26 protein-coding genes are annotated in these 21,993 nt (G+C 56.6%); 16 read left to right on the plus strand and 10 right to left on the minus strand.

The window, feature by feature from the left end:
- Nucleotides 1–6: 6 nt before the first annotated feature.
- Nucleotides 7–972 carry an AEC family transporter gene (locus ACVDG4_RS21570; protein ID WP_447236623.1) on the minus strand — a complete coding sequence of 322 codons (966 nt, stop codon included), beginning with the start codon at nt 970–972 and terminating at the stop codon, nt 7–9.
- Between ACVDG4_RS21570 and ACVDG4_RS21575 the strand changes: the two genes are divergently transcribed.
- Complete coding sequence (locus tag ACVDG4_RS21575; protein ID WP_209176216.1) at nt 971–2,284, plus strand: ATP-binding response regulator; 1,314 nt, start codon at nt 971–973, stop codon at nt 2,282–2,284. The genes ACVDG4_RS21570 and ACVDG4_RS21575 overlap by 2 nt on opposite strands.
- A 31-nt stretch (nt 2,285–2,315) precedes the next feature.
- Here ACVDG4_RS21575 and ACVDG4_RS21580 read toward each other — a convergent pair whose 3' ends face one another.
- Nucleotides 2,316–2,975 (minus strand): 2-hydroxychromene-2-carboxylate isomerase, encoded by a 660-nt coding sequence (locus tag ACVDG4_RS21580; RefSeq protein WP_447236624.1) that lies wholly within the window; start codon nt 2,973–2,975, stop codon nt 2,316–2,318.
- An 86-nt stretch (nt 2,976–3,061) separates the two neighbouring features.
- Here ACVDG4_RS21580 and ACVDG4_RS21585 point away from each other — a divergent pair, with 86 nt between their 5' ends.
- Nucleotides 3,062–3,919, plus strand: coding sequence for a phosphatase PAP2 family protein (locus tag ACVDG4_RS21585; RefSeq protein WP_447236625.1), 858 nt, complete (start codon nt 3,062–3,064; stop codon nt 3,917–3,919).
- A gap of 13 nt (nt 3,920–3,932) precedes the next feature.
- On the opposite strand, the gene ACVDG4_RS21590 is transcribed toward ACVDG4_RS21585, so the two are convergent.
- Entirely contained in the window at nt 3,933–4,193 is a 261-nt protein-coding gene (locus tag ACVDG4_RS21590; protein WP_447236626.1) for a hypothetical protein, read from the minus strand.
- Nucleotides 4,194–4,273: 80 nt separating this feature from the next.
- Nucleotides 4,274–4,729: a low molecular weight protein-tyrosine-phosphatase gene (locus tag ACVDG4_RS21595; RefSeq protein WP_447236627.1), complete on the minus strand. Its 456-nt coding sequence runs from the start codon at nt 4,727–4,729 to the stop codon at nt 4,274–4,276.
- A gap of 148 nt (nt 4,730–4,877) precedes the next feature.
- On the opposite strand from ACVDG4_RS21595, the gene ACVDG4_RS21600 reads away from it, so the two are divergent.
- Both ACVDG4_RS21600 and ACVDG4_RS21605 read left to right on the plus strand, forming a co-directional pair.
- Complete coding sequence (locus ACVDG4_RS21600; protein ID WP_447236628.1) at nt 4,878–6,152, plus strand: adenylate/guanylate cyclase domain-containing protein; 1,275 nt, start codon at nt 4,878–4,880, stop codon at nt 6,150–6,152.
- On the plus strand, nt 6,145–6,438 hold the full coding sequence (locus ACVDG4_RS21605; protein WP_447236629.1) for a 4a-hydroxytetrahydrobiopterin dehydratase: 294 nt from the start codon (nt 6,145–6,147) through the stop codon (nt 6,436–6,438). Before ACVDG4_RS21600 ends, ACVDG4_RS21605 begins: the two co-directional genes overlap by 8 nt.
- Before the next feature lie 91 nt (nt 6,439–6,529).
- Here the strand turns inward: ACVDG4_RS21605 and ACVDG4_RS21610 are convergent, their stop codons facing one another.
- The gene (locus tag ACVDG4_RS21610) at nt 6,530–6,793 is read right to left on the minus strand and encodes a sulfurtransferase TusA family protein (protein WP_133952411.1); all 264 of its coding nucleotides are present in this window, start codon (nt 6,791–6,793) and stop codon (nt 6,530–6,532) included.
- A 61-nt stretch (nt 6,794–6,854) separates the two neighbouring features.
- On the opposite strand from ACVDG4_RS21610, the gene ACVDG4_RS21615 reads away from it, so the two are divergent.
- From ACVDG4_RS21615 to amtB, 3 genes are all read left to right on the plus strand, one after another.
- Complete coding sequence (locus tag ACVDG4_RS21615) at nt 6,855–7,406, plus strand: DUF924 family protein (protein ID WP_447236630.1); 552 nt, start codon at nt 6,855–6,857, stop codon at nt 7,404–7,406.
- A 404-nt stretch (nt 7,407–7,810) separates the two neighbouring features.
- Nucleotides 7,811–8,149, plus strand: coding sequence for a P-II family nitrogen regulator (locus tag ACVDG4_RS21620; RefSeq protein ID WP_040452614.1), 339 nt, complete (start codon nt 7,811–7,813; stop codon nt 8,147–8,149).
- A 23-nt stretch (nt 8,150–8,172) separates the two neighbouring features.
- Complete coding sequence (gene amtB, locus ACVDG4_RS21625; protein ID WP_133952408.1) at nt 8,173–9,501, plus strand: ammonium transporter AmtB; 1,329 nt, start codon at nt 8,173–8,175, stop codon at nt 9,499–9,501.
- A gap of 237 nt (nt 9,502–9,738) precedes the next feature.
- On the opposite strand, the gene ACVDG4_RS21630 is transcribed toward amtB, so the two are convergent.
- Together ACVDG4_RS21630 and ACVDG4_RS21635 are read right to left on the minus strand one after the other, a co-directional pair.
- The gene (locus ACVDG4_RS21630) at nt 9,739–10,866 is read right to left on the minus strand and encodes a GNAT family N-acetyltransferase (RefSeq protein ID WP_447236631.1); all 1,128 of its coding nucleotides are present in this window, start codon (nt 10,864–10,866) and stop codon (nt 9,739–9,741) included.
- Nucleotides 10,863–12,281, minus strand: a complete 1,419-nt coding sequence (locus ACVDG4_RS21635; protein WP_447236632.1) for a lipopolysaccharide biosynthesis protein — start codon at nt 12,279–12,281, stop codon at nt 10,863–10,865. The genes ACVDG4_RS21630 and ACVDG4_RS21635 overlap by 4 nt, the downstream gene beginning before the upstream one ends.
- 207 nt (nt 12,282–12,488) lie before the next feature.
- Between ACVDG4_RS21635 and ccmA the strand changes: the two genes are divergently transcribed.
- From ccmA to ACVDG4_RS21680, 9 genes are all read left to right on the plus strand, one after another.
- Entirely contained in the window at nt 12,489–13,142 is a 654-nt protein-coding gene (ccmA, locus tag ACVDG4_RS21640; RefSeq protein WP_447236748.1) for a heme ABC exporter ATP-binding protein CcmA, read from the plus strand.
- The gene (gene ccmB, locus ACVDG4_RS21645; RefSeq protein WP_447236633.1) at nt 13,139–13,810 is read left to right on the plus strand and encodes a heme exporter protein CcmB; all 672 of its coding nucleotides are present in this window, start codon (nt 13,139–13,141) and stop codon (nt 13,808–13,810) included. Before ccmA ends, ccmB begins: the two co-directional genes overlap by 4 nt.
- Before the next feature lie 80 nt (nt 13,811–13,890).
- The gene (locus tag ACVDG4_RS21650; protein ID WP_008196280.1) at nt 13,891–14,655 is read left to right on the plus strand and encodes a heme ABC transporter permease; all 765 of its coding nucleotides are present in this window, start codon (nt 13,891–13,893) and stop codon (nt 14,653–14,655) included.
- Between the two features lie 4 nt (nt 14,656–14,659).
- Nucleotides 14,660–14,842, plus strand: a complete 183-nt coding sequence (gene ccmD, locus ACVDG4_RS21655; RefSeq protein ID WP_133952398.1) for a heme exporter protein CcmD — start codon at nt 14,660–14,662, stop codon at nt 14,840–14,842.
- Nucleotides 14,839–15,444: a DsbE family thiol:disulfide interchange protein gene (locus tag ACVDG4_RS21660; protein ID WP_133952396.1), complete on the plus strand. Its 606-nt coding sequence runs from the start codon at nt 14,839–14,841 to the stop codon at nt 15,442–15,444. Before ccmD ends, ACVDG4_RS21660 begins: the two co-directional genes overlap by 4 nt.
- Nucleotides 15,445–15,587: 143 nt before the next feature.
- Nucleotides 15,588–16,361: a DUF1223 domain-containing protein gene (locus ACVDG4_RS21665; protein ID WP_209176206.1), complete on the plus strand. Its 774-nt coding sequence runs from the start codon at nt 15,588–15,590 to the stop codon at nt 16,359–16,361.
- 239 nt (nt 16,362–16,600) lie between these two features.
- Nucleotides 16,601–17,494 (plus strand): cation diffusion facilitator family transporter, encoded by an 894-nt coding sequence (locus ACVDG4_RS21670; RefSeq protein ID WP_447236634.1) that lies wholly within the window; start codon nt 16,601–16,603, stop codon nt 17,492–17,494.
- Between the two features lie 66 nt (nt 17,495–17,560).
- On the plus strand, nt 17,561–18,388 hold the full coding sequence (locus ACVDG4_RS21675) for an ABC transporter permease subunit (protein ID WP_447236635.1): 828 nt from the start codon (nt 17,561–17,563) through the stop codon (nt 18,386–18,388).
- 15 nt (nt 18,389–18,403) lie between these two features.
- Nucleotides 18,404–19,072 carry an HAD family hydrolase gene (locus tag ACVDG4_RS21680; RefSeq protein ID WP_447236636.1) on the plus strand — a complete coding sequence of 223 codons (669 nt, stop codon included), beginning with the start codon at nt 18,404–18,406 and terminating at the stop codon, nt 19,070–19,072.
- Between the two features lie 22 nt (nt 19,073–19,094).
- Here ACVDG4_RS21680 and ACVDG4_RS21685 read toward each other — a convergent pair whose 3' ends face one another.
- The 3 genes from ACVDG4_RS21685 to ACVDG4_RS21695 form a co-directional block, all read right to left on the minus strand.
- Entirely contained in the window at nt 19,095–20,726 is a 1,632-nt protein-coding gene (locus ACVDG4_RS21685; protein WP_447236637.1) for an AMP-binding protein, read from the minus strand.
- Between the two features lie 79 nt (nt 20,727–20,805).
- On the minus strand, nt 20,806–21,729 hold the full coding sequence (xerD, locus tag ACVDG4_RS21690) for a site-specific tyrosine recombinase XerD (protein WP_447236638.1): 924 nt from the start codon (nt 21,727–21,729) through the stop codon (nt 20,806–20,808).
- Complete coding sequence (locus tag ACVDG4_RS21695) at nt 21,729–21,872, minus strand: hypothetical protein (RefSeq protein ID WP_008192774.1); 144 nt, start codon at nt 21,870–21,872, stop codon at nt 21,729–21,731. The genes xerD and ACVDG4_RS21695 overlap by 1 nt, the downstream gene beginning before the upstream one ends.
- Nucleotides 21,873–21,993 lie beyond the last annotated feature (121 nt).

The raw sequence follows: 21,993 nt of genomic DNA on the forward strand, positions 1-21,993 counted from the left end.
CATTCACTACATCCTGAGGACATACTCCAGGAACCAGATCCAGAGACTTGTCGTCAAAACGGCCAGCGCTGTGGTTACGGTGATCGCGTTTGCTGACATGGCGTGACCGGTGCCGTATTTGTTCGCGAAAACATAGGCATTGATCCCGGTTGGGCAGGCGGCCGTCAAAGTGGAGACCGCCACCCAGAGCGGTGGCAAGTTGAAAACGAAACACCCCAACGAGAACACGGTTGCCGGCATGATGACGATCTTGATCGCTGACAGAACCAGACCGGGCAGTATGTTGCCGCGCATGCCATATTGAACAAGGCTCATACCCAGAGAAATCAGGGCGAGAGGCAGTGCGGTTGCGCCGATCCGGTTCAGCAGATCACTGGCCAAAGACGGCAGGTCAAACCCGGTCATGCGCCAGCAGAAGGCGGCGATTATGGTGATCACAAGCGGATTGCGGATCAGGCTCTTCGCGGCGCTTTTAATCAAGGTCAGTACCGGTGGGCTTTCCCTGCCGCTGTCATGGGCAGCGGCCCGCTCCATAACAATCGCCATCAAAACGGTCATGAAAGCCAGGTGGATGGAAACAATGAGCAGCAAGGGGACCAGGCCGTCATCTCCGTAAACCGCTGCGACCAGCGGTAGACCGACCAGAATTGTATTTGCAAAGGCCGCCGAGATCGCTCCGATCGCACCGGCACGGGCATCGCGCCCGAAGCCTTTGCGAATGACGAGAGTTCCAAGTGTCCAGGCGCACGCGATCCCGAGAAAATAACTTGCCCAAAGCGCCCATGGCAGTCCTGCCGACAGGTCTGCTGTCACTAGCGTCCGGAAAATCAGGATCGGAATGGCGACCACATAGACAAATTCGCCGAGCGCTTCGCTTACCTTCATGCTGAGGATTTTGGTTCGGGCCAGGCCGTATCCAAAGCCGATCAGAAGAAAGACAGGGGCGACGATTGTGAGTGTTTGAACAAACATGCCTTTGACGGGGCTTGAGCATGGCTGGTGGACACCGGCCAGCGGGGAAGGTAAGCAAGTCTGTCATACTGGTTCGCTGGAGATCGGGACGCAAGCCCCTGATGCCATCCGTTTTGAATTGGGGTCGCGCCGAATGGCTGAATACGATGAGGACAGTGTCAATCTTGCGCTTCTGGCGCATGATTTGCGCACGCCCTTGGGCGCCATGCGGCTGACAGCTGAACTGATTGAAACAGGGCCTTTGAATGATGCGCAATCAGAGCAACTGTCCGTGCTCATGAGGGCCATCGACTCTCTCGAGCAGATGACAACGGAATTGATTACGGACGCAGCTCCTGGGGATGTGGGCGAAGATGCAACTGTTTCAATATCATCACTTGTTCACGATTGTGCAGATTTGTTCCGTGTCGCTGCGGAGAAAAAAGGCCTGAAACTCACGGTCCGGCTTCAGGACACGGCTGGCGCGTGCCAGACTGGTGCTGCTGGCCAGCTCCGACGGGCTGTCTCTGCCTTGCTTGACAATGCGATCAAGTACACGGAGAGAGGCGGGATCAGTCTTGAGGTGATTTCCTGTCCGTTTCCTGAAAAGCAGCTTGGATCCTCCGAGCAATCGACTGCGAGCACTGCAGACGCCTACTGGGTGAGCCTCTCCATCACAGACACAGGACCTGGTATTGATCCAACGGAACGGGATGATCTGTTCCGTCCTTTTGTGCGAGGGCGCAGAGCTCGGGAAAACACACCGGGCAGCGGTCTTGGTCTTTGGGGAATCGCCCAAACGGTCCGGCAAATGGGCGGCGTCTTGAACCACTCCTCCCCGGAGGCGGGCGGCAGCCGCTTCGAAGTGCAAATTCCTGTAAGGCCGGCCGCGCCCGGGTTTAAAGTTGCCAAGATTGCTTCAAAGGCGGGCGCGGAAGACAATGAACTTCCTGACCATGTCCTGATCGTGGACGACAATGAAACCAATTGCCGCCTCTTGGCCGCCTTGTTGGAGTCCTTTGGCGTGACCTCCGACATTGCTCATTCGGGCGAAAATGCGATTAGACTGGCTCTGGAGAAGGAATACGGGGCCGTTCTCCTGGATCTTCACATGCCCGGCATGGGTGGTCTTGAAGTTGCCCAGGAGCTGCGCCGAAACCGGCCGGCGGAGGAGTTGCCGCTCATAGCGGTTACTGCAGCTCTGGAAGCCTTCGGCGATGACTTACTGCGCAAGGCTGGATTTATGGAGGGGTTGGGCAAGCCGCTGGCGCCGTCTGCTCTTTACGATGTCCTCGTAAGAGCGCAGCAACTCAAGAGTGTTCACTGGATCTAACCAGTCGTCGAGACGGGCAGCGGTGTCGCAATTAGGCTTTTGCGATCTCTATTGCCAATTCGAGCGCATCGGCGAGGCGATCATCGCCCCAGAACAGTTCGCCATTTTGAAGCACGAAACTGGGTGCACCGAAAATACCTTTTTCTTCCGCTTCGCCGACAGATGCGCGCAACGCGTCCTTTACTTCTGGCGATTTAGCAGCCTCAAGAACGTCCTTGGCAGGAGCGCCTGCCTCCAGGAGGAGGTGCGCCAAAAAGGCTTCATCGGAAATGTCCTCACCGCTGCCGAACTCGGCAACAAAAACGGCGCGCGTGAAGTCGCCGATCCAAGGCTGTGTCCGCCCTGCCTGAGCAATCCGCGCGGCCAGCAATCCGGCCTGAGGAAATGGATCCGGGATAGTCAGCGGCAAGCCATACCGGGCGCATCGGCGCTCCATATCCCGCCACATGTAACGGCCTTTGGCCGGATAAAGGTTGAACGGCGACGTGTCCCAGCCGCTCTTCTTGAAAATCGGGCCAAGCAAGAATGGTCTCCAGGATACGTTTACCCCGGCATCCCGCGCCTGTGTTTCAATCCGCATTGCAGACAAGTAACTGTAAGTAGAACCGAATTCGTACCAGAACTCGATCGTCGGCTGCTTTGACGCATGCAGTTGAACAACGTTGGACTGGAGTTTCGGGTCAGTGGTCATGGAGCGATCGAGTTTTTCATGAAGCACGCCGGAGAAAACGGCAGGAAAGGATTGGATGCGCAACGGGGATGCGGTAAACAGCGGCCATGATCGACACGCGTTTGACAAAGCATATCCAGAACATTGCCTCAAGCAAAGCTGTTGCTTGGTGCATCGCACATCCGTTCTTGGCCACCATCGCCTATGTCGCGCTGGTGTCTGCGTTTTTTCTGGCCTTTCCCCGAACTGATTTGTGGGTAAGCGGTTTTTTCTACAGTCAGACGGATGGCTTTTGGGCGCAACACAATCCGTTCCTGCAAAAAGTCCGGCATCTTGGACCGTATCTGGTTCAAACGATCGCCATCTGTTCGGTGGCCATTTTGGTGATCAAGTTTTTGCTGCCGGGCCGGCCTCCAATCGTGCCGCTGCGAAAGCCGGTGTTTCTCATCTCCACATTGATCCTGGGACCGGGCATCCTGGTCAACTCGATCCTGAAGGACAACTGGGGTCGCCCACGGCCGCGCTCGATTGAGGAGTTTGGCGGGGAGTTGCCGTTTCAACCGGTCTGGAAAATGACCGATTACTGCGAACGGAATTGCTCGTTTACGTCCGGCGAAGGGGCTGCGGGTATCTGGCTCGTGACGATGGCGTTTCTGGTTCCGGCTTCTTGGCGGAAGGCGGTTCTTGCGTTTGTGCTGCCGCTGTGTCTGATCCTGTCAATCAACCGGGTCGCCTTCGGCGGGCATTTCTTCTCCGACACCATGTTGTCCTGGGGGCTGACGTTCCTTGTGATCCTGAGCGTCTATTGGCTGCTTTATTTGAAAAAACCGCCCCTCATGACGGATCAGGGGCTGGACGAGTGGTTCACCCGAAACGGCCGGCGGCTGCATCGTTTGGCAAAACGTCTTCTAGTCCGGCTGCGTCAAGCCCTTCGCGGTTCCGGGAGCGCACAGTCGGAGAGCTAAAGAGCCCAACGGGTCACTTTTTTCTCGGCCGAGTGCGTTTGAGGATCCGGGCAAATCGCAATGGCGACCGGTCTTCCACCCAGGTGATCATGCCATTCAGGTGCGGTGCTGACTTGCGGCGTTTGCGCAAGTGGCGGGCTGCGCTCCGGCTTGTGCCGATGATGACCACACTGCCGAGCGCCAAGAGCGGCACGCCAGTCGGGATCGGCAACCATACGGTCGCCAGGCCGAGCAGGATGAGAACAGCGGCCAACAACCACCACAGGATTTTCATTTCAGCGCCAGAAATTAAAACGATCAACTTCTGATTAGCGCAGCGACTGACACGGATTTATGAACCTCTTGGTTCGAACGTCACAAATGCGCCTTCAAAGCGGTCAGCAAGGATCGGCTGCCACCATCAATCATTTGGTAGACCCGTTCGAAACCATCATCGCCGCCATAATAGGGATCCGGCACATCTGTTGGCGGTGAGTTGAGGAACAAACGCAGGCCCAGATGGTCCTTCCTGGTGCGTGATTTCAGCGTGCTCAGGTTGTTTGAGTCCATCGCCAAGATGAAATCAAACTGCGTGAAATCGCGATCCGTCACCTGGCGGGCCCGTTGTGCGGTCAAGTCAATTCCGTGCCGTGCGGCGACCTCAATCGATCGGGGGTCCGGAGGGTCTCCAGCATGCCAAGCGCCCGTTCCGGCTGAATCGATTAGGACACGATCGCTCAATCCGGCATTTTCCACTGTGGCGCGAAAAACCCCTTCGGCGAGTGGTGAGCGGCAGATGTTGCCAAGGCAGACGAAAAGTACTGAAGTCATAAGCTTATCAACCGAGCATAGTCGCCGCTGTCAAGCGGATCGGCTGCGGTCCTGACACTTGCTGTCGGGTACACGTTTTGAAAACCATCCCTCAGAGTGCCGGGCGCCGAGTTGTGAACCACCGGCACAAAGGTCGATGAGGGAAAAAATGAAGGCGTCGGGTTTGGCGGTGATTGAAAGACTCAGCAAGGTCAGGTGGCCCGTTTGGCTGAAGGGGCTGGCTTCTGCTGGCATCAGTTCAACGGATCCCTATGTCCGGCGACGGCAGATGGTCGTGAACGTTTCGGCGCTGGTTGGTATCGCTGACAACCTGTTTCATACGATCCAGAACCTGACCTATGCATTTCATGAACTGATGCCGCTCAGCATCTATGGGATCATCATGATCTGCCTGTTTGCCGCGACTTCGCGATTGCATCGCTTTGGCGACAACGTTGCAGCGATCTATTTTGTAACAGTGATTGCGACCGGAAACACGTTCGTAGTTTGGACGCTGGGTTTGGAAAGCGGGACACAGGCCTATTTTGCCCTCGGTGGTGCGGCCTTCATCTTTTTTGGAGTGGGACATTGGCGCCTTTTCGCAGGCTGTTTCTGTCTTGCTCTGGTTCTTTTGGTTTCTGCGTACGTCTTTGCGCCGAACGTTGGGCCTGTGATGCCTCATGACCTTGCCTTTCGAAAGCAATTGGCAGCGCAGGTCATGGTCAATGTTCTGATCATCTCCAGTGTCTTGATTGTATATGCCTTGACGGCGTTGCATCGCGCTGAAGCTGCTTTGGCAGCCGAACACGAGCGAGCCGAAACCCTGATCGAGACCATCATGCCCCGGGCAATCGCAGACCGGCTAAAAAAGGCGCCGGAAACACGAATTGCTGACCGGCATGACGCTGTGACCGTGCTCTTTGCGGATCTCGTTGGGTTCACTCCTGCAGCGCGGAACCTTCAACCGGATGAGGTGGTCGGGTTTCTTGATGGCCTGTTTCGGGCTTTCGATCATCTGGTCGAAGAGTTTGGCGTTGAGAAAATCAAGACGATTGGGGATGCGTACATGGTTGTTGGTGGCCTGAATGGTCCGCCCCACGAGGCTGCGGTTGCGGTCGGTCATCTGGCGCTCAAGATGATGAGTGTGATCCAGTCCAGTGAACCGCTCAGTGGTGTGCATTTGAACTTGCGGATTGGTATTCATACTGGACCAGCCATTGCCGGTGTTATTGGAAAGCGGCGGTTTTCCTACGATGTTTGGGGGGATGCCGTAAACGTTGCGAGCCGCATGGAATCGCATTCCGTGGCCGGAGAGATCCAGGTGACGGACGCATTTCGTAAAACGGCCGGGCCTAATTTCGACTTTCAAGAGCGAGGCGCTGTTGAAATCAAGGGTGTCGGCAAGATGCAGACAGCCTTCTTAAAGGGAGTGAAGCATGGTTGAAAAGCTGACGCCGGAGGAGCGCTCTGCTGGTTTGGAGAGCCTAGAGAACTGGCAACTCGTCAGTGGCCGGGATGCAATCACCGCGACTTTTAAATTCGGTGATTTTTTGGAAGCATTTGGGTTCATGACACAAGTTGCCCTGGCCGCAGAGAAGATGAACCACCATCCGGAGTGGTCGAACGTTTACAATACTGTCGAGATCACCTTGGCAACACATGACGTCGGTGGGCTGAGCGCCTTGGATTTAAAGCTTGCGAAAAAGATCGATCAGATCGCGGGTAAATAATCGCGCCGTGACGAATATTCCGGCGTTTGGGGGTATCCAAAGAGCCGGCTCCGAACTCTGCGGTTCGTTTCCGTTCATCCAGTAAAACGGCTTAGCCCTTCCGGATCACGAAGCTGTGCCCTGTTTCGGTCTTTTCTTTGTCGACCAATGTATGGCCCTGTTCCTGACAGAAGTGCGGGATGTCAATTTCCGCCATCGGATCCGTTGTTTGGACAGTGAGTTCTGCTCCGGCATTCAGTCTTGAAAGTGCTTTTTTTGTTTTCAGAACCGGAAGCGGGCATTTCAGGCCCATCAAATCCAGGGTGTTTTCGGTCACGCGCAGAACTCCATTCACAGCACCTTGCTTAACTTGCATATATATCCTGGAAACGGGCGCCGAGAATACCCTGGTGGTGCCGTGAAAAGAGGATCCTTTGATGAGCGATGGTCTGGTAAGTCCGATAGACGTCCTGGACTTTTGGTGGGAAGCGGGCGCAGAGAAATGGTTCGCGCGGGACGACGGATTTGACGCGCGCTGCCGGGATACGTTCCTTGCTACGATCAAGGCGGCACAGCAGGGCGACCTGGATGAATGGGCTGAAACGCCGAGTGGCGCGCTGGCTTTGATTCTTCTGCTGGACCAGTTCACGCGTAACGTCTTCCGAGGATCTGCGGAAGCATTTGCCGCCGATCCAAAAGCGGTTGCGATAGCAGAGGCTGCTGTCGCACGTGGATATGACAAGGCCTTCCCGAAGGCGGTTCGGGTATTCTTTTATCTGCCGTTTGAGCATGCTGAAGATATGCAGCTTCAGGAGCGTGCGGTGGATTTATGCCAGCCGCTCGGAAATACGGAGTTTTACCACTACGCATTGATCCACATGGATGTCATCCGCCGCTTCGGCCGATTTCCGCACCGAAACGACATTTTGGGCCGGGCGTCTACCGAAGCCGAGATCGCCTTCTTGAAGGGTGGTGGATTCTCTGCCTAACCTTACGGCCTTCCAGGTTGCGTTTGCGGCAGATCTTCGGATCTGCCGTTTTTTTATGCGTGTGTGCGCTGCACAAAAATTTTGCCTATTGTTTCAGCAAATTGAACTCACCTGTTTAATTCTTGTGCAAAATTGTTGCCTGAAAAACCATCACTACCCCGCTCGAAAATCTGCTCGCCGTTGAAATTCTTAACCGGTAAACGCCGGAAAACAGCCGTTTATTGAATCAAATCTTCAAGTTGGCACGGTCTTTGTAAAGAAGAGCGCAACACCGGTTCGTGTGCCGACTGTCGGCGCCACCAAGATCCAAGGCCCATCCAGAGGGGAACAACGGACATAGAGGCGGATCGGTTGCGGAGCTTCTTCGCCGGGAAGGGGCACTAAAGAGGGGAATGGAACGAGCAATGAAAATAGTGATGGCCATCATCAAGCCGTTCAAGCTCGACGAAGTGCGCGATGCCTTGACCGGCATCGGCATCCAGGGGCTCACGGTTACAGAAGTGAAGGGCTACGGCCGCCAAAAGGGTCATACCGAAATCTACCGCGGGACCGAATATGCGGTCAGCTTTCTTCCGAAGCTGAAGATCGAAGTCGCCGTAGACGGCGGATCTGTCGACAAAGTCGTCGAGGTCATCTCCGGGGCCGCAAAGACCGGTCAAATCGGGGACGGCAAGATCTTTGTCTACTCCATCGATCAAGTTGTTCGCATCCGCACCGGCGAAACCGACGCCGAAGCTCTTTGACATTCAGGTAAGGAAACGTACTCATGAAAAAACTTGTCGCTAAGGGCGCGGCATCGCTGGCTCTCTTGAGCCTCTCCGCCTTGCCGGTATTGGCTCAGGACGCTGAAGCAGCTCCGGCCGTCACACCGGAAGTCGCCTACATCTTCAACACCCTGTTGTTCCTGATCGGTGGTTTCCTGGTCATGTGGATGGCTGCTGGTTTCGCCATGCTCGAAGCCGGCCTTGTCCGCTCCAAAAACGTCTCCATGCAGTGCCTGAAGAACATTTCCCTGTACTCCATCGCAGGTTTGATGTTCTGGATCACTGGCTACAACCTGATGTACACCGGCGTTGACGGTGGGTTCATGGGTTCCTTCGGACCGTATTCCTTCGATCCGGTCGGCGGCGATGCTCTGGACACCGGTTACTCCACTGCATCTGACTGGTTCTTCCAGATGGTGTTTGTGGCAACCGCAGCATCTATCGTCTCCGGTACACTGGCTGAGCGTATCAAGCTCTGGCCGTTCCTGATCTTCACCGTTGTTCTGACCGGCTTCATCTACCCGATCGCAGGTTCCTGGCAGTGGGGTGCAGGCTGGCTCTCTGAAATGGGCTTCTCCGACTTCGCCGGTTCTACGCTGGTTCACTCCGTTGGTGGCTGGGCAGCTCTTGCTGGCGCGATCATCCTCGGTGCCCGTAAAGGCAAATATGGTACGGACGGTGCCGTTCATCCGATGCCGGGTTCTTCCATGCCGCTTGCAACACTGGGTACCTTCATCCTGTGGCTCGGCTGGTTCGGCTTCAACGGTGCATCCCAGCTCGCAATGGGCTCCATCGGTGACGTGACCGACATCTCCCGCATCTTTGCAAACACCAACATGGCTGCTGCTGCCGGTGTTGTTGCTGCGGTCATCCTGACCCAGGTCATGTACAAAAAAGTTGATGTCACAATGGCTCTGAACGGTGCTCTGGCAGGTCTTGTTTCCATCACAGCTGAGCCGCTGGCTCCGAGCGTATGGCAAGCCGTCTTCATCGGTGCCATCGGTGGTGTGATCGTTGTCTTCACTGTGCCGCTGCTCGACAAGCTGAAAATCGACGATGTTGTTGGCGCAATCCCGGTCCACCTGATTGCAGGTATCTGGGGCACGCTGATTGTACCGCTGTCCAACGACGGTGCATCCTACGGCACCCAGATCGTCGGTATTGTCTCCTACGGCGTGTTCACACTGGTTGCATCCGGCATCGTCTGGTTCATCCTGAAAGCTGCCATGGGCATCCGGGTCTCCGAAGAGGAAGAGGCTCTGGGTCTCGACAAGGTCGAGATCGGTGTCGAAGCCTATCCGGAATTCGGAACCGGCTCTCAGCGCATGTAAATCGCACTTTTGGACGGTCGCCAGAAATGGCGGCGGTCCGGCCCGGCGGGGTTTGGCTCAACATCTTTCCCCAGCCGGCCAACCGAAATCTCCCAGGCGGTCTATTGGCTCGGACCGCAAACTTGGACCCCCGGGGATTTTCCCCGGGGCTTTTTTTATGAAGATCGGGGCGTAATGCCGTCGGGCGCAGGTGAGAGAAGCAGTTGGCTACTTTTCGAAAGCCTGATTGGCGGGCCGCTAGCCGAAAACGGCCTTCAAGGCCTTCGCTTTGCTCCGCAGTGAACGCTCCAATTTGAGATCCACAGCCGTGAGGCTTGCGAGCGAAGATCCCAAAGGACCTTTTGACAGGACCAATGTTCCAATATCGACCCGGCCGCGCCAAAGCGGTTCGATCATGGAATGACCGGGGACAGCCAGAGAGTCCGCTTCAAGAATGTCCGGGCTTTGCAGGTTTTGTTTCATGGAGATGGCTGCGATCTGTGCGCCCGGTGACATCCGCGCAAACGTCTCATTGAACGCAATCTTCCAGGAGAAAACGTGAGACCCCTCAATGAAAAGGATGAGCGAGGCGATCAAGGTGTCTCCAGCCCAAAGCTGATCAATGCGAACGCCATTGTTCAAAGAGCGGTTCTTGATGACATTTCTGGAGAAGAGCGCTGTCTCCGGGTTGCTTGAGAGCGCGGTACCAGCGCGACCTTTCCAGCCTTCGGCTTCGAGCTTTAAAAACTCTTCGAAGCCTTCGATTGCCTCTTCACCCACTAGATGGGCGATCCGAATTGGGCCGTGATCCTCCAGCCGGCGCAGTTGTCTGCGCATTTCTTTGCGGCGCTTTCCGGACATCGCTGTTTTGTATTGGATTTCTCCAAGGTCTCCGGAGCTGTGGCCTGCGCGGGAAAGCTTCTCGGCCCAGCGGTTTTCCCAGCCGGTTATCTCTTCAGCCAGCGATGCGACCCGGCTCTTACAAGGCAGAAAGGGCATGGATATGAGGTTTGCCGATCCGGCCCCAGCCCGGACAAATGCAGCGACATCGTCAGGTCCGCCCGTGTCACGCAAAAGCGGCGTCCCGAGCGGCGCATAGAAAGAAGTCCATGTCGTCTTTATCGGAACAGCAAGCCCAGCCCGGCGACGCCCGATAGGTGCTGCCATTCGCCAGTTTAAGGAACCCTTTGCCCGTATCACCAGGAGGCGGACCGCTGCTGCCGGAAATGCCTGCAGAAAAGGCTGAAGAAACTCCGGTGTAAAAAAAGGATTTGGATCAACGGAGTTGTCTGCCAGATCCTGCCATTGGTCCAACGGCGTTTCGGGCGCGAGCGGGTCGAGCCAGAGGACTTCCAGCTGATCCCTCCTATCCGATGGATCGGTCAAGCGGCGGCGTTCCTAGCTTGAAACATCAATGGCAAAATGAACGTTGTGATATTGAGCTTTCGTTTGGCGGCAAAAGCAAGAGCGGTGGTTTCAAATAAAATTGCGCAACTCGTGGCAACAGCAGCGCCCATCAATCCGAGCCATGGGATGAAAATGAGATTGAGAACGACGTTCAAGACAAACGTGGTTCCATAAATGACCGCGCAGGTTTTCTGCAGTCCGGTCATGGTCAACAGCGCGTCGGCTGGACCGATAGAAGCACGTGCAAGCACGCCAATCATCAGCACGGCAATGAGCGGATACCCATCTGCGAAACCGGATCCAAACAGTTCAAGGAGCCAAGGGGCAATGATCAGCAAGCCGACCCCGGCTCCAACGGACGGCCAGAAGGTCCAGTGCACCGCCTGACGCACATAAGCTGCCAGGCCGGTCATGTCATCGCTGTGCAGGTAGCGGGAAAACCGGTGCGCGGAGGCGGCGCGTACGGCAAAATAAACAAAATGCACCAGAGCCAGTGTCTTGGAGGCTGCGAAGTAGATTGCAACCTGATCCGGTTCTTCAAAGAAGCTCACCATTATGACATCAGCACTGGTGATCAGCTGGAGAAAACCGTCGACAACCAGCATCGGCAGGGAAATCAAAATCCAGAGCCGAACATCCGTCTTTTTTGGCCCTCTCGGCAAAACCGGCTTCAAACGCTGGTTGAGGTGAACGTGCTGGTAGGCGGCGACCAGAAACGCCGACAAGACAGCTGCCATCGCCGCAGTGGTTGCGGTTGCTTTACCCGCAAAGACCAGAAAAATCAGAATGATCATCAGGAGTGCCGCTGGGCGCCAGATATAGGTTGGCAGCATTGCCAGGAACGGCCAGTCGTAACTGCGCGCGATACCGTCTTGTGCCATGGCGTAGGAGAAAAATGGCAAGGCGAGCAAGGCAACGGACAACGGAACAACGTAACTCGGATCGATCACCGGCTGCAGCAATGCGATGACCCCAATCCCGGCACCGGCAATCGCCGATCCGATCAGGAACACCGACCGGCGGCTCGTGCTGATGAAACCCCGAAGGCTCTCCGGATCTCCGGCCTCGCGGTACTTAGGAATGAATTTGCTGGCGGAGGAGGAAAATCCGCCACAGGCCATGACGCCAAGGATAATCACAAACGTCCAGGCGACGGCGAAGACGCCGTAATCATAGGCACCAAGCATTCGTGCGAGGACAACCTGGGACAGATAGGCAAGCGCTGCGCCGCCTACACGAATTCCGAACGTTGCGATGGCCATCCGCTGTGCGGCTTGATTGTCCGTTCCACCCGCCCCCAATAGGCCAAACGCCCGCGTGGCCAGTTGTTTCAACTGCGCAGCAAGGGTCGCGTCCTGACCGGTATTGGGCGTCGAGTTGTCCGGAGACTGCACGAAAAATTCCTTTTGCGTATTCTTCCGTATTTATGACATGGGGACATTAATATTCCGTGGCTTGCAGCTGCGGAAAGGCCAAGACGACAACGTAAAGATCGTATTGCAGAGCAGTTTGCATGAGAGAGTGCGCTTGCCATTTCCCTCAAGATCGCACTAACAAGGCAAACGAACTGTACGATTTTCCGGAGCGGTGTCCTGACCCTTATTGCTGAGAACCTGACCATTGATCGCGGCGGGCGCCGGGTGTTTCAAAACCTCTCTTTCACTCTCAGCCAAGGCACAGCCCTTGTGGTGACCGGCGCGAATGGTATCGGCAAGTCTTCACTGTTGCGCACCCTGGCGGGCCTTGTTGCTCTGGCGGGTGGCACGATCCGTTACGAGAGCGGTGAAGATGACAGGCCAGCGCATGAACACGCTCATTATTTCGGCCATCAAGACTCGGTGAAGCCAGCTTTGTCGGTGCTCGAAAATCTTGAGTTCTGGCAAAGTTTTACAGCACCTACGGCTGCAGCTGGTTTTGCCGGCGAGCCGCGTAAGCCGATGGAGGCTTTGGAACTGCTCGGGATTGGTCATACCGCACACTTGCCCGCTGCCTATCTGTCTGCGGGGCAAAAACGGCGGTTGTCGTTGTCCCGGCTGTTGGTAACTGCGCGGCCGATCTGGTTGATGGACGAGCCGACCTCTGCACTGGACAAGAATTCCGAAGCCCTGCTTCTGAGTTTGATGAATGGCCACCTGGAAGCCGGTGGCTTGATCGTGACGGCGACCCATACCGAGTTGGCGTTGACTAAAAATCAGACATTTCATCTGGAGGCGGCACAACCGGCTGAGCAGGCCCTTGAGGAGGGCTTCCTATGACAGGCTGGGCTATGGCGTTGTTTCAACGGGACTTGAGGCTGTCGGTTCGGGTGGGCGGCAGTGCCTTGGTCGGTGTTTTGTTTTTCCTGGCTGTTGTTACGGTCATTCCTTTCGGTGTTGGCCCGGATCTCAATCTGCTCTCACGGATCGGTCCGGCGATCCTCTGGATCGGGGCCCTGCTGGCAACGCTGCTTGGATTGGATCGCCTGTTTCAGGCGGATCGCGATGACGGAACACTTGATCTCATGTTGATGGCAGGGCGTCCCTTGGAGCTGGTTGTTCTGATCAAGTGTCTGGCGCATTGGACCGCGACAGGTTTGCCCCTGGTGGTCGCCGCGCCGGTGCTCGGTATCTTCTTGAACCTAGATCCGGTCTCCATGGCGGCGGTCACTGCAACGCTGCTGGTTGGAACCCCGGCGCTCACGTTAATTGGCGCAATCGGGGCGTCATTGACGGTTTCCTTGCGCCGTGGCGGCTTGCTGCTGGCCGTTCTGGTTGTCCCGCTCGCGATACCTGTTCTGATTTTCGGCGTCAGTTCGGCCGATGCTGCGATCCGTGATCCGGTGCCCTTCCTGACGCCGTTTCTGATCCTGTGTGCGCTGTCTCTCATTGCGGCCGTTGTTGGCCCGATAGCATCTGCCACAGCACTGCGTTTTGCGTCAGACTAACGCCATATTGATCGCCCTCAATGCCTCCTGCGGCAGACTTGTCCATTGAAGCAGGCAAAGCTCTAGATTAGAACGGTTCCATGGCATTCTGGGATTACGCAAATCCGACGCGGTTTTTGAGGTTCGTGCAGGTGGTCCTCCCCTGGTTGACAGGGCTGTGTCTCCTGTTGTTCGCGGTCGGGCTTTACATGAGCTTCTTCGTCGCGCCGGAGGACTATCAGCAAGGGGACACGGTGCGGATCATGTACATCCATGTTCCTGCCGCCTGGCTGTGCATGATGTGCTACTCGGTCATGACCCTGTCATCGATCGGCACTCTGGTCTGGAAGCATCCGCTGGCGGACGTTTCGGCGAAAAGCGCTGCTCCGATCGGTGCGGCTTTCACCTTTATGGCGCTCGTGACCGGCTCCTTGTGGGGCAAGCCCATGTGGGGCACCTACTGGGTCTGGGATGCCCGCCTGACGTCCGTCCTCGTCCTTTTCATCATGTATCTGGGCCTGATGACACTGTGGCGCACGATGGAAGACCCGATCAAGGCCGGGAAAGCTGCGGCTGTTCTGACGCTCGTCGGCGCCCTGAATCTGCCGATCATCAAGTTTTCCGTCGATTGGTGGAACACGCTTCATCAGCCGGCAAGTGTGATGCGGTTTGATGGCCCGACCATTCACCCGGATATCTTGTGGCCGCTGTTGGTGATGGCCGTTGCCTTCACGCTGATGTTCTTCGTTCTTCACTTGATGGCCATGCGCAATGAAATCCTGCGGCGGCGTGTCCGCGCTCTGCGGATGCGTGCAGCGAGTGCCGCACAGCCAGGTCCTGCCGGGGCCGCCCAACCTGCGGAGTGACGTCATGGATCTTGGACCACACGCCGGATTTATCCTCGCTTCTTATGGCCTTTGCCTATTAACGGTTCTGGTCCTGATTGCCTGGGTGCGATTGGACAAGGCCGCGCAGGAAAAAGCTCTGAACGACCTCGCTGACCAAGGCATCAAACGCGCAAGGCCGGAAGACAGGAGCACTCAGGTCTCATGAGCACACTTGAAAATGGTTCGGGATCTGAGCCCAAAAAACGTGGCTTTCCGGTCCTCGTTCTGCTGCCCTTAATCGTTTTTGCAGCGCTTGCCGGGCTGTTCCTGTTTCAGCTGACGCTCGGTGACGACCCAAGCAAGATCCCGTCCGCGCTGATCAATAAACCTGCGCCGGAGTTTTCCTTGGAGCCGCTTGAGGGCTTGTCTGAAAACGGCGCTCCAATGCCCGGATTTTCGCGTGAAGACCTGATCGGTCAGGTTTCCGTCGTGAACATCTTTGCGTCCTGGTGCGGCCCGTGCCGGCAAGAGCACCCGCTCCTGGAAGAATTGGCGAAGCTGGATGGGTTTCAGCTGCTGGGGATCAACTACAAGGACAAAGCCGCGAACGCGCGCCGGTTCCTTGGAAGTCTCGGCAACCCTTATGACCGCATCGGTGTTGATGACAGCGGACGGACAGCCATCAACTGGGGTGTCTACGGCGTTCCGGAAACCTTCATCGTCGATAAGACCGGCACCATCCGCTACAAGTTCATCGGCCCGCTCGATCCGCAAAGCTATGAGACCGGTTTCCTTCCGGAACTGCGGAAGATTATGGCCGAGGGGTGAAACCCTCGCGCTGATCACGGGCTGTCTTTCAATTTTCACAAACGTGCGAAAAACCGGTGGTGCGCGCGCTATCACCGCCACGTGACTCGCTCTTTACAAGGTGCCTGCCTATGTTACTGAAAACAGTTACGGGACAAGAGCCAATGGTGGGCATCCATACCCGGACAGCACGACACGCTGTCCGAGCGTGTTTCATTTTTGTTTGCGGATTATTTGCGGCGGGCATTTCCTCGAATGCTGCGAACGCGGGGCCGCAGAAGGTCGTCGAGCTCTTCACCAGCCAAGGCTGCTCTTCCTGCCCGCCAGCTGATCGGCTCGCTGAGCAGCTTGTACAGGAAGAGGGGGATATCCTGACGCTGGTTTTGCCGGTCGATTATTGGGATTACCTTGGATGGAAAGACACGCTTGCGAGCCCGGTTCATTCGCAGCGCCAGCGTGCGTACGCTCAAAAGCGCGGCGACCGGTCGGTTTATACTCCGCAGATGGTGATCAACGGTGAAGAACATGTTGTCGGAAGCCGCGAAGCGGATGTCCGTGCTGCCTTGAAGCGTGCCGAACCGCTGGCTACTGACGTGACACTCAAAATCTCGGATATGGCCGTTGAGGCTAAGGTCAGCGGCGAGTTGCCTGCGGGTGCAAAAATGGCAACCGTCTATTTCCTGCGCGTGCAGGATGAAGCGACAGTGGACATTGGCCGTGGGGAAAATGCGGGCCGCGAAATCACCTATGTAAACGTTGTTCGGGATCTTATGCCGATGGGCATGTGGTCGGGCGGCGAAGAGACGTTCCGCATGGCAAAGACGAAGCTGAACCTGATCAGCGACGCCCGGTGCATTATCCTGATCCAGGTTGAGGACAATGAGGGCCCCGGCCAGATCATTGGCGCCGCGGCGATGGATTGGAAGAAGGGCTTTTAGGTGCTGCTGCCAGCCGGTCCGCACAAGTTCCGAGAAACCGCCAACCCAAAAAAACCCCCGGCCAACAGCCGGGGTTTTTTTGAAAGGCTTTCAGTCCAAGTGCAGTTAGAGGATCGACCGATGATAGATTCCCGGTTTTCACTTGATAGTCCCGATTGCCGGTTGTCTTGAGGGCAAAACCTGTTACCCCTTGCAGCGCTCAGAAAACCAGCGGGCCGCCGAGGCCTTAGGGGGTCTTAATGGCGGTTGGCTCGCAGCTCCGTATTGCCTTTTTCAGCATTGCAATCGGTCTTGTGGTCCTTGGCCTGAAATTCGGTGCCTACTGGCTGACCGGGTCTGTTGCGCTCTACTCCGACGCGCTTGAGACCATCGTCAACGTTGCCTCATCCTTCGCAGCGCTCATAGCAGTCTGGTTCGCTTCCAAACCTGCTGACAGCAATCATCCTTATGGTCATGACAAGGCAGAGTATTTCGCCGCCGTTCTTGTTGGCGTGATGATTGTGTTGGCCGCCTTGTCGATCTTCAGGGCCGCCTGGATGGGGCTTGTACACGGCGACAGTCCCGATTTTTCACCGCTCGGCATCGGGCTGAATGTTCTGGCCGCACTGATCAATGGGCTTTGGGCGGCTTATCTGATGCGGGTCGGCCGAAAAGTCCGGTCGCCGGCGCTTGTCGCCGATGGCAAGCACCTTTTCACCGATGTTGTCAGTTCCCTCGGTGTCCTCATTGGCGTGGTCCTCGTTCTTCTGACCGGTTGGACGATCCTGGACTCGGTCTTGGCGATTTTGGTTGGCCTCACGGTCTTGTGGTCCGGTTGGGGACTGGTCAAAGAATCTGTCGGTGGCCTTATGGACGAGGCAGCTTCAGCCGATGTTCTCGAAAAGATCCGGCTGCAGATTTCCGAGCAAGGCGAAGGCGCGCTGGAAGCGCATGATCTGCGAACGCGTATCGCCGGAAAAACGACCTTCATTGATTTTCATCTTGTGGTTTCCGGCTCCATGACCGTTGAAGCAGCCCATGAGATCTGCGACCGGATCGAGGCAGCCATCAGTGAAGATGTGCCGGGCGCTCGGATTACCATCCACGTGGAGCCGGAACACAAGGCGAAGCATTCGGGTATTCTCGTGCTCTAAGCCTTTTCAATTCGCTGCGAATGGGTCTAATCTCCGCGCTCTTTCTTGTTTTCCGGAACACTCCTGATGCCATTCTGGCGGCGTTTTCGCGCTCAATTTGTTGACCATGTCATTCTGATTGCCGGTGCTTTGTTCATGAGCTTGCCGGTTTACGCCTTGTTTGCAGCAACCACGCATGCGCCTGGCACGCGGATCGCACCTCGCCTGGATATTGGGGCGCATGGTCTTGAGAACTACACCGCGTTTCTCACAACAAGCGCAGGCTTTTCCGGTGATGTGACGGCTGCCCTTATGCTTTGGAATTCTTTCGTTTTCGGGGCAGGATTTGCTGCATTGAAAACCGTGGTCTCGCTTCTGGCAGCCTTTGCGCTTCTCTATTTCAGGGTCCGGTTTGCGACGTTCATCTTCTGGCTGCTGCTGTTGACCTTGATGCTCCCATTGGAATCCCGGTTTCTTGCAACCTACGCCGTTGCTGCCGATCTTGGGCTCGTCAACACGCATGCCGGACTGATTTTGCCGCTCGCCGCGTCCGGACTTGGCACGCTGTTTTTCCGGCAGTTCCTGATGACGGTTCCCGACACGCTGCAAGAATCCGCGCGGCTGGACGGAGCGGGGCCTCTTCGGTTCCTAACCGATATCCTGGCGCCCTTGTGCCTGCCCACCGCATCTGCCCTGTTTCTGGTGCTGTTCGTCACAGGCTGGAACCAGTACCTCTGGCCGGTCATGACCACATCCGATGAAGCGTCCTACACAGTTGTCAGGGGGATGCAGTTTTTCGGACAGAACAGCCTGTCTGGGGTCATGCTCGCCGTTGTCGCGGTTTTGCCTCCGGCCATCCTTGTCATCTTGTTTCAAAGACAGGTGGTTAAAGGTCTCTTCGACGGCTTACACTAACAAATACGGAATGATATGACTTTTGAGGCGATTCTGTTCGACTGCGATGGCGTTCTGGTCGATTCTGAAAAAATCTATGTTGAGGTGGAGCGTGAACATCTCGCCGGGATTGGCCTGGATTATAGTCTGGACGACTACATGAACCGGTTTCAGGGGCTTGGGAGCGCCGATTTCTGGGCCAGGCTGGATGATGATCACCGCGCTTTGGGCAAAGGGCCTCTGCCCGAAACGTTTGGTCCGGAACTCGATGCCGCCACCTTGGAGCGGATCAATTCCGAGCTTGCAGAAATCGCCGGGATCAAGGCCTTGCTCGAAGCGCATGACGGTCCGCGAGCGGTTGCCTCGTCGTCCCGTCTCCACCGCCTGATTCATAAGCTTCAGCACACCGGCCTCCACGACTATTTTGCGCCGCATATCTACTCCGGTGAACAAGTGACCAACGGCAAACCGGCACCGGACTTGTTTGTGTTCGCGGCTGAAAAACTGGGTTTTGCACCGGCAAACTGTCTGGTGATTGAGGACAGTTCCAATGGTGTTCTGGCCGGCCTTGCCGCCGGGATGACCGTCTGGGGATTTGTCGGTGGTGGCCACAGTCATGATGGTCACGCGGAGCAGCTTAAAAGTGCGGGCGCGCACAAGGTGGTGGACAGCCATGCGGATCTCTCCGCCTTGCTGGCTGCCTGACCGTCCGGACTGAGGTAGCGACTCAGGCGACTTCTTCGCGGGCCTGATTGCGCAGAATTCTGCGGATGACCTTGCCTGTCGTGGTCATGGGCAGGGAGTCGACAAACCCAATTTCACGCGGGTATTCGTGTGCGGACAAGCGATCCCGAACGAACGAGCGGATGCTGTCTTCCAGGGCGGGTGTCGGCTGTTCCCCGGTTTTCAGAACCACATAGGCTTTGACGATTTCGGTGCGCAGCGGGTCCGGTTTTCCAACCGCTGCGGCCAGCGCAACGGCCGGATGTTTGATCAGGCAGTCTTCAATTTCCCCCGGACCGATCCGGTAACTGGCAGAGGTGATGAGGTCATCGTCACGGCCGACGAAATGGACATACCCGTCCTCATCCATCACTCCTTGATCCCCAGTGATCATCCAGTCGCCGATAAACTTGTCCTTCGTCGCCTCCGGTTTGTTCCAGTATTCAAGGAACATTACGGGATCTGGACGCTTTACGGCGATCTGACCGAGCGTTTCTGCAGGCACAGGATTTCCGGCTTCGTCAATGATCGCAACGTCATGGCCGGGCGTTGCCTTGCCGATCGCGCCGGACCGGGTAATGCCAAGGGCCGCGCTGGAGCCGAGGACTGCGTTGCATTCGGTCTGGCCATAGAACTCGTTGACCTTGAAGCCGAATTCATCCGCGAACCAGTCGTAGGTTTCCTTGCCGAGCGATTCTCCGGCTGATCCGACACTGCGCCAGTTCAACTTGAACCGGCTGGTCGGGTTCTCGACGGCCCGCAGCATGCGCAATGCGGTTGGTGGAATGAACGCATTGCGGATCTTCTGTTGCTCCAAGAGCCGGAATGCGAATTCCGGATCGAACTTCCGTGAAGCGTGGCAGACGACCGGAACCCCGAGCGACAAAGCTGGGAAAAGGGCGTTCAGCAGACCGCCCGCCCAAGCCCAATCGGCTGGTGTCCAGAAAAGGTCATCCGGTTGTCCAAGGAAGTTTTGCGAGAGTTCGATCCCCGGCATGTGTCCCATCAGCACACGGTGACCATGAAGTACGCCCTTGGGCTGGCCCGTAGTGCCGGATGTGTAGATCATCAAAGCCGGGTCATTCGGGCTGGTCTGAACTGTTTGAAATGCGTCTGAAGCGCGCTCTTGCAAATCAGAAAATGCTTCAACGCCTTGCTCGGTTCCATCAACGGAGATGACCAACTCCAGACCTGGAAGTTGGTCCCGGACCTCGCTCAGCTTGGCAAGGCCTGCGGTGTCTGTCACCAAAGCTTTCGCGCCGGAATCAGACAGCCGGTAGCTGAGGGCTTCCAAGCCGAACAGGGCGGCCAGTGGAACCGCGATCGCGCCGATTTTATACGTGGCAAGATGCGCAATGGCGGTTTGCGGGATTTGAGGCAGGAGCAGGGCGACCCGGTCTCCGGGCTTTACTCCGAGTGCCTGTAAGGCGTTCGCAAACCGGTTCGCAGCCCGGTTAAGCTCCAGGTGGCTCCAGTCTTCGGTCTGCCCGTCGTCAAACACACGCCGGATCGCCAGCCGGTCCGGCGTTGCGGCTGCCCATTGATCGCTGACAATCGCCGCCATGTTGTACGTCGCCGGCTGAGGCCATGCAAAACTCTGTGTGAGCGTGTCGTAAGTGCTGGCGGGCTGCAGCATGTTTCCAGGTCCGGTGCTAAATTTTTAGGCAGCGGAGTGTAGGTGTTGCTTTGCTGCGGCGCAACAGAGGATTTGCGGCCTATTTCCGGGCAAGCGGATGGGCCGTTTCCACCAGTTCCCGCAGCCGCTCATCCAGCACATGAGTATAGATTTGTGTGGTGGAAATGTCCGCGTGGCCAAGCAGTTGCTGGACCACGCGTAGGTCCGCGCCGTTTTGCAAAAGGTGGGATGCAAAGGCATGCCTCAAGACGTGCGGGGAGACTTGCGACGGATCCAACCCTGCTGCAATCGCGAGGTCTTTGAGGTCCCGACCGAAGTGTTGACGGGTCAAATGCCCGCTTCCGCCATGAGAGGGGAACAGCCACGGACTGTTGTCATGAGCGCCTTCCGCCGAGCGCAACCCGACATACATCTTCATGGCAGACTGGGCGGCATGAGACAAAGGAACTAGGCGCTCCTTACCGCCCTTGCCCTTGATCTCAATCAGCCGCGCGTCCCGTAAAGCGGCGGTGACCGGCAGTGCCACCAGTTCGGAAACCCTGAGCCCGGTCGCATAAAGCACCTCGATGAGCGTGTACATGCGCTGCGCGCGCAAGGCGGCTGCTTTTGATTTATGAGAAACTTCTGTTTGCAGACGTGCCGTTTCGATCAAGCGATCGACGTCGTCCATGGAAAGGACTTTTGGCAGGCTGCCACGTTTCTTTGGCGCCGACAACGTCCGGGTTGGATCGTCCTGGCGGCTACCCTCCGAATACAGAAACTTGTAGAACTGCTTGAGGGCCGACAGCCGCCGTGCCTGAGACGTTTCTGCGAACCCGCGGCGGGTGAGGTCGCTCATATAGCCCGAGATGTGATCCGAGTTTGCCTCAGCCAATTTTGTCCGGCCTAAAAAATCGGAATAATCTTCCAGGTCCCGCCGATAGCCTGCCAACGTGTTTTCCGCCGCGCCGCGTTCTGCGGCGAGCATTTCCAGGAAGTTTTCCAGATCAAACCCGGTTGCCATCAGCGGCCAAATCCATCTTTCTTGACCCGCACAGTAATTTCGCGTTCGCGTGGCTCCACGAATGTCGCGAGTGAATAGACCGCGCCGTAGCCGAGTGCGCCCAAGATGAGAAGAACGATCAAGAGGCGTGTGAGCGTTGGCACGGTGGTCTCCGTTGGTGTCGAATCAGACTTCTTTGAATGGTTCCCCAAGCTGTTGTCTGTTGCAAGTTCGCTGCAGAGTGCAAGCGTTGATGTTTCCCGCTGTGCCCTCGTGCGTTTTGCC

It is taken from the genome of Roseibium sp. MB-4 (assembly GCF_053005265.1).